Raw genomic sequence first — 7544 nt, forward strand, 5'->3', positions numbered from 1 at the left:
GCTGGCGGTGGTCCGGCACGGGAGGTACTCGTGCCAGCCCAGCCCCGCTGAACTGCAGCCGGAGCGCGTCTCGGTGATGGCATTCTGGAGCAGGACGGAGACGCGGCTCGTGCTGGTCGAATCGGACCATCCGTACCTCACCGAGGTGACCGCGGGCTCCGACCCGGTACCCCGGGAGGAGGTCCTGGCCCGGCTGCGCGTTCTGCCCCCTGCCGTGACGACCAGGGCCGGCAACGGCTGGACCGCCCGGCTGGCGACGGAGACGATCACAGCGCCCCTCCGGTCCGCCGGTCGCCCACCGACACCGGTGCCCGCGTCGGCGCAATGGTCCAGCCCGGGCGTTCCCCTGACGGTGACGGTTCAGGCCAGTGACGACAGCGGTGGTTCCTGGACCGTCGAATACCATTGCTCGGCCGGGGAACAACAGGGAAAGACGCCGTCGACACCCGCCGACGCCGCCGCCGAACTCCTCCAACTGCTGACCGTCGTCGCCAGGACCTCGCCGGCCCCGTCGGCCGTCCTGGACCAATTGCTCGAAGGCCAGCCGCTGGGCGTGGTCACCGTACGGGGCGAGTCCGGGAACGTCGTCCGCCAGCTGGGTTCAGGGATGCCCAAGAGCGCGCCGACCTTCGTGCGCACCGACGACTCGGCGGCCTTCGTCTGGGACCGGCGCCCTGTCGGCGGGAAGACGCATGTCGTCGACGCGGGGGCGCCGGTACTCGCCCCCGTTCACAGAGGGCTCGATGACGGCACGCCGGTTCTCACCGTCGGCGCACTGCTGGCGGCGGGACAGTGCCTGCCGACACCGTCCGCGCTCTCCGGCGACGACAGCGCGGTGCTCGCCGTCACCGACGACGAGCACGGCTGGTCACCGGTTCCAGGAGCATCCGTCACCCGTACCGGCGCCGGCTGGAACGTGGTCCTGCGGGCCGGGCGTGAGAGCGAGCCGAACCGGGGCGAGGTGCGGCGCTTGGCGCTGTGTGACCGCGGTCAGATGATGGTGTACGAGGCCGCACCACGCGTAGACGTGCTGGACGCCGTTGTCAGGCTGTCCCATGTCACCGCGGGCCTGAAGGGTCAGGCCGTCACCCTGCTGGACGGGCGAGCATCCGGGATGGCGGCCGCAGTGGCCGCCACCCGGCAGCGGAAGCCGGGCTCGGCCGCCGCCGCGGCCGTGACCCGGATGCGGGCCGAGGCCTGGCTCGGGCCCGGCCGCAAGCCGGTCGACCGCGACAGCGTCGACCGGGTCGTGGACTCCGTACTGCGGATCCGTTCGGATGCGGCACTGCTGCCCTCCCTCGAACCGGCCCTTTCCCGCGTGGGTGTCGCAGACATCGAGGAGCGGCGGTACGGGCACCAGGTCGTGGCGCTCCTGGTGATGGAAAGGGAGTTGGAGAAGCGGTTCACCAAACCCCGCACCGCTGATGCCGGGGTGTTCGCGGACGCGTTGACCACCTATCTGCTGGCGCTCAACCAAGCGTCCCCCGAGACGGCACCCTGGGCCTGGCAGCGCATCATCAGGTACACGCGGGAATACCTCATGGGGCGCCGACTGCGGCAGACGCGGTCACCCTCGATCACGTCCGTTCCCGGCTCGGCGCGGACGCTGTGGGAAGAGCTGGCACAGCGGATGCCCTGGATCCGGTGGCTCGCCGAACCGTCCCTCGACCCGAAAGGGGGAATCGCCCTCTCACCGGCCGGTCTGGTGGACCTGCTCGTTCTGCTCCGGCCTCGGCAGACCCCCGTGGTGTCGGATCAACGGCGCCACAGCCCGGACACCAGCGTACGGATCCAGTCTCTGCCCGGCCGGTTCACGCGGCTGTACCAGATCGCCGATCCGGCGCTCACGCCCCCGCTGCTCGACTCCCTGGCCAAGGCGCTCAGCCCGCTGCTCCATGACCCCGCGCTCAGCGGTCGCATGGTGCAGGCGCTGACGCTGCCGCCGAAGGTGCGGGTGGCGGTGGAAGAACGAGTGACAGCCGAGATCAAGGACGAGACGGCGGCCGAGCACATGCTGGCCGTACGCGTCGACGACCATGAGTCGCCCAAGGCACTGCTGGTGAACCTCTCGCCACACACCGGCCTCTACCTTCACCTCGACGGCGAGCACACACGACTCGCCACCTGCGCCATCGAGCAGGAAGGAGCGTTCAACTACTGCACCAATCCGGTGCCGATCTCCCGTGACAGCCAGGCCCTGCTCGGCTCCTGCGCGGTGTCACTGGACGCAGCCCCCGTGCCACTGGCGACGGGCACCAACGTGACCCTGCCGGCCCTGCCCGCCGACCTCTTCCGGGGCAGGGAGCAACAACTGGCCCGGCTCAGCCGGATCATCGGCGGCTCCGGCCCCCGAGCGGGCAGCCTCGTCTTCGGTACCCGCCGGGCCGGCAAGTCCTCCCTGGCCTACCAGGCGGGCCAGGACCCGCGCCTGCGCGGACAGTTGTGGATCGACATGAGCAACACCCGCAAGAAAGTCAACGACTTCGCCGAATGGAACCGGGCGATCTGCCGTGTGCTCGCCGTTCAGGCGCGCCGCCACCTCCGCATCAGTCTCGACACCGACGGCAAGGACCTCGTCGAACTCCTTGCGGACCTGGACCAGGCGTGCGACGGCGGTGCACCGGTGGCCGTGGTCCTCGACGAACTGGATGTTCTGTTGCTTCCAGAACAGGGCAGCGATGGCCGGCGCACAGCGGGGCGACTGGGCAGCCTCGTCTGCCACAACCTCGTACTCATCGGCACGGTCCAGCGCTTCCACCGCTCGGTGCACGAGTTGAAGACCTGGCAGTCCGTCGAGTGCCCCGCCGACCTGTCCTGGGCCGACGGAATCACGTACTTCCTCGGTCCACTCGCCGACCGCACGGCGGGACCGCGGGTGGAGTGGCTGCGCCGGGCCGGGGTCACGCCGCGCCACTTCGCGACGGAGATTGTTCCTCGTATCGGTCTGCGGCCGTACTTCTGGGCCCGCCTCCGCAATGATCTCGAAGGGCACATCCATGACGATCGGACAGGCTCCCGCCTGATCACCGAGTCCGATCTCCGTCACCATCTCGACCGGCTCGTGAGCGAGGACCCCCACCTCAACATGGTCATCGACGACGGCGCCGAACTGGACCCAGACGAACGACGCCGACGGGACCTGTTCAGCGTCGAGGAACGCCGGATCCTTGCTCTGTTCGCCGTCATGCCGGCCTCCCGTAAGACGCTGCCCGCTGCCGAGGCCCTGCGCGTCGGGGGTGAGGCGGCAGTCAACGAACTGATCGACCGCGCCTATCTCTCCTACGTCCACGGCAGAGACCAACTGTGCACCGCCGTGCCCATCTACCACACCTTCCTGCGAGCCCGCGCGACCGATCTGCTGGCCGTCACGCCCGGTGCGGAGCCATTGCCCGAGCAAGAGAGGAAGGCGCCGCCGAACACCGGGCGGACGGCAGGAACGCCGCCGACCGGACGGTCGGAGACCGAGGCGCCGGCGACCGGACTGCCGGGCGTTTCGCTCGGCGCGGAGCCGGAGCCGCAGCCCGATCCGGTGCGCAAGGTGACGGCGAAGGCGGATCCTGAGCGGTCGGTGGAAGCACCACCGGCCGGACGGCTGGACGAGGAGGTCCGGCGGGCGCGCACCGCCGTGGTGGCAGAACTGGCACGGCAGAACACGCTGTCCCTGGGCGCCGCGGGCTCACTCATCCTCGCTGCCGCACCGGAGATCTTCGCCACCGGGTGGGCGAGGACCGGCAGCCTCGCTCGCTTTCTCACCCGGTATCTGCAGGAGTTCCTCCGCGTCTCCAGCGTCGGCGATGTCTACCTCGCCCGCCCGGGGGCGACGGTCACCGCGGAGGAGGAGCCCCGCTCACCGGCTCCCTTCCCGTCGGCGCCGCCCACACCGGACGGCCGGGGCGGCCCGACCCCTGCGGACATCGAGATGGCACGAGCCGCCGTCCACGGTGCGCTGACCTTACGAGGACCGATGCCGCTGCCCGCGGTCGGCGTCGTCATCAGAGGTGCCGTCCCGGTCGTCGCCTCGTCCCGGTGGGCAGGTACCGGCAAACTGGGGAACTTCCTCACCCGGTTCCTGCCCGACTTCCCTCAGGTCACCGCCCGCAAGGGCGTCACCATTCTCCGACTGCCCACGGCCGGCGGCACATCGGTCGCCCCCTCCGCGGTCGAAGCGGCGCGGGCCGCCGTACAGAGTGCCCTGACGAAGCGAGGACGCATGCCGGTGTCCAAGGTCGCTTCCGTCATCCACAGGTCGGTCCCGATCATTCACGCCTCCCGGTGGGCAGGCACGGGAAGGCCGGCGCTCTTCCTCAGCCAGTACCTGCCGGAGTTCCCTCAGACGACCGGCCCCGACGGCGAGACCTATCTCGAGCCGCCGACAGCAACCGGCATGGATTCCGCCACCCCTGCGAGCACGGACTCGGACACTTTCTGAGGAGCGGCCTGGGATCTGTTGGGAAAGTGCTGGTCACAGCCACTCGTTGAGGACTGCGACCAGCACGCTCGCCTGGTAGCGGACGGCAAGCCTGTCGTACCTCGTTGCCACGGCCCGGTGGCCCGTGAGCCGATTGGTCCCGCGTCTACGCAGGCAAGCCCTGTTGCGGCGGGAGTCGTACGCCTTGTCGGCCCGCACCCTGACCGGTCTCCTGCGAGGCCGACCAGGGCCGATCCGTGGTACCCGGATCGCCTCCAGGATCGGCTCGAACTGCGTTGAGTCGCCCCGCCGGCCAGTCGCGATCAGCACGGACAACGGCCGCTGAACCTGCTCGACGGCAATGCCACTGGGCGGCTCCTTGTACAGGTCCCCCTCTCTTCGCCGCTCCGGCGGCATGCCGGTGGGCCCGGCAGACGGTGGAGTCGACGTTCACCTACCAGGTGATCAGGCCCTTCGCATTCGCCTCGGCCTGGACCTGGGTGAAGATCCTCACCCAGGTGCCGTCCCGCTGCCAGCGTCGGAACGGGTCATGGACCCGGTCCCAGGACCCGTAGCGTTCCGGCACATCGCGCCACGGGGCACCGGTCCGGGTCCGCCACCGTATGCCATCGATCAGCTGCCGCCGCGTCCACACCGGCGGACGGCCCGGCTTGATGCCCTGAGGCAACAACGGTTCCAGCCGGGCCCACTGGCCGTTCGTCAGATCGCCACGTCCGTGCCGCCCATGTCGCCGAGGCGGAAGGTGCCGTTGCCGCCCCAGCCGTCGATCACCCCTTCCAGGGTTGGCTCGTTCATCTGCTTGAAGCCGTTGTCGTTTTCCCCTCGCAGTCGTCGGCCCGCGCGCCTTCGGGAAGCTGGTGACGGTGCTGCGTTGCGCAGGTGCGGACTCGGTCCGCAAGGGTCGGCCGTGGAGCCTTGCGTTGGAAGACCGGACCTTGCTGGTCACCGCATACTGGCGAACACAAGACCTGACCCGTACGGTTACGATCCGACAACGGGCGTCCTCACCGGAGTGCTGACCGGTGGTGAGTAGCAGTGCACCGACCCGAGACCGACCCCGCCGGCCGCGCCCGGATTCGGGCCAAACACGCGTCAGACGGCCTGGTGAGAGGCTGTCAAAAGAGAACTCCCTACCCCGGCAGCCCTCTCCTTTCCCTCCCCCTCGTCCCCGGCATGGCAGCGCCTCGACACACTCATTCGCACACCGCGGGGCACGTGACCCGACGCGCCGGACGGTTCCGGCTACGCCTGGAAATCAAGCGCGCCGCGAACTACAGGGCAACCGTTGCCTGGCGCAGCACACCAGCTGTCGGGCGGAGCGGACCTACGGCGCGATGGGGTCGGTGTGAAACTTCTCGGGGTGGGCTGACGCGAGGTATTCCATGGCCGTGTCTTCGGCGATCCCAGAGACCGTCATCAGGTGTACCGGATCAGCGGTCGCCCGGGCCTCGTCCAAGATCCTGTCGATGCGTACCTGCTCCGCGTTGATTCCGAGGCACCGAAAGAAGTACTGGAATGCCTTGCCAGCGCCCTGAGAAGCACCGATGGCCGCTGCCCCTCACGTGAGGGGCAGCGGCCATCGGCTTGTCCGGCAGGAGGCAGCAGGGTTCAGGCGCCTGCGGCCCGAAAGAGCGTCACAGGAAGGCGGCGAAGGCTCCGGTGACGGCGGCGGCCACGGTAAGGACCGCGGCGAAGGCGGTGGCGGCGCGCATGAGGGCGGCCGGGTAGGTGGCGCCGTCGAGGCGGGCCAGGGTGCCGGCGGCCGCCGCGGCCAGGAGCGCGAGCACGACGGCCAGGGCGGCGGTGAGCAGGACAACGGCGATGCGGTTCACGGTGATCTCCCCGAAGCAGGTGGGATGCTGACGTCACCGAAGGTCCCGGAAACGGTGTTCAGCGCAGTGCACTGGACGGAAATGGGCACTGCTGAACAGGCACGGGCTGGGGGTATACGTGGGTGGGGAAGGCGATCGGCGCGAGGCGGCACTTACCGAACTGCGCTGGCAGTTGCAGGATGGGCTGGCACGTTCGGGACTGGGCATCACTCATCTCGCCGCTCGGATCGGACTGAGCCGGGGGACCCTCCACAAGGCGTTCAGCAACGGCGGGCCCGTTCCGTCCGGCGCGACGGTCGCCGCGTTGGCCCGTGAGCTGCGCCTGCCGTCGGAGGAGTTGCTGGAGCTGCGGCGGGCCGCGGCTGCTGGCGACGCACCCGCCACGGCACCAGATCCGGTGCCAGCGCCGCTGCTGGGCAGGCCGATCCGGGACTGGGATCCTCACAGCCTGGAAGTCCGTCCCGCCGGCCCCGCAGCCGCCGCACCGGCGGGGTCCGGTGCACGGGCACGCTGGGTGCTGCCCGGGTACGTGCGCCGGGCCCACGACCAGGTCCTGGCCCAGGCGGTGCAGGACGCGGTCGAAGGCGCCAGCCGGATGCTGGTGCTCGTCGGCTCCTCCTCGACCGGGAAGACGCGGGCGTGCTGGGAGGCAGTGCAGCCGCTCGCCGAGCAGGGATGGCGGCTGTGGCACCCGCACGACCCGACCCGGGCCGGAGCCGCGCTCGCCGATCTGGAGCGGGTTGGGCCGCGCACGGTGGTGTGGCTGAACGAGGCCCAGCACTACCTCGGCCACCCGCAGTCCGGCGAGCGCGTCGCGGCCGCACTCCACACCCTCCTCGGCGACCCCGGGCGCGGGCCGGTGGTGGTCCTGGGCACGCTGTGGCTCGAGTACGCCACCGCCTACACCGCGCTGCCCACCCCCGGCGGGCCCGACCCGCACAGCCGGGCGCGCGAGCTCTTGGCCGCCCGTACGCTCACCGTCCCGGACACCTTCGACCAGGACGCCCTCACCGCCGCCCGGGCCCTCGCCTGGGCTGGCGACCCGTTCCTGGCCGACGCCCTCACCCGCACCTGCGGCCACGGCCGCCTGGCCCAGGACCTGGCCGGCGGAGCCGAGCTCCTGCGCCGCTACGAACAGGGCAGCCCGGCCGTAAGGGCGCTGCTGGAGGCCGCGATGGACGCCCGCCGCCTAGTAGTGCTTTGTTAGCTGGTCTTGTCACGGTGGGTGTCTGGTAGTTCGCTGGCTGTATGAGGGCTGGGGAACTTGCGGCGGTGCGGGCTCA

Annotated in this window: 3 protein-coding genes and 2 pseudogenes; 3 read left to right on the forward strand and 2 right to left on the reverse strand. The window is 70.4% G+C overall.

What is annotated here, in order from left to right; translation table 11 throughout:
• Positions 1–109: 109 nt before the first annotated feature.
• Positions 110–4429: a hypothetical protein gene (locus ACZ5WG_RS38780; RefSeq protein ID WP_468729352.1), complete on the forward strand. Its 4320-nt coding sequence runs from the start codon at positions 110–112 to the stop codon at positions 4427–4429.
• A gap of 33 nt (positions 4430–4462) precedes the next feature.
• Here the strand turns inward: ACZ5WG_RS38780 and ACZ5WG_RS38785 are convergent.
• Positions 4463–5132 (reverse strand): annotated as a pseudogene (locus tag ACZ5WG_RS38785) (IS5 family transposase).
• Positions 5133–5247: 115 nt separating this feature from the next.
• On the opposite strand from ACZ5WG_RS38785, the pseudogene ACZ5WG_RS38790 reads away from it, so the two are divergent.
• A pseudogene (locus ACZ5WG_RS38790) lies at positions 5248–5430 on the forward strand (IS5/IS1182 family transposase); the annotation flags it as partial.
• Positions 5431–6063: 633 nt separating this feature from the next.
• Here ACZ5WG_RS38790 and ACZ5WG_RS38795 read toward each other — a convergent pair.
• Positions 6064–6261: a hypothetical protein gene (locus ACZ5WG_RS38795; RefSeq protein WP_468729353.1), complete on the reverse strand. Its 198-nt coding sequence runs from the start codon at positions 6259–6261 to the stop codon at positions 6064–6066.
• A 118-nt stretch (positions 6262–6379) separates the two neighbouring features.
• Between ACZ5WG_RS38795 and ACZ5WG_RS38800 the strand changes: the two genes are divergently transcribed.
• Positions 6380–7468: a hypothetical protein gene (locus ACZ5WG_RS38800; protein WP_468729354.1), complete on the forward strand. Its 1089-nt coding sequence runs from the start codon at positions 6380–6382 to the stop codon at positions 7466–7468.
• Positions 7469–7544: the final 76 nt, after the last annotated feature.

Source organism: Streptomyces sp. NPDC032745, assembly GCF_055579465.1.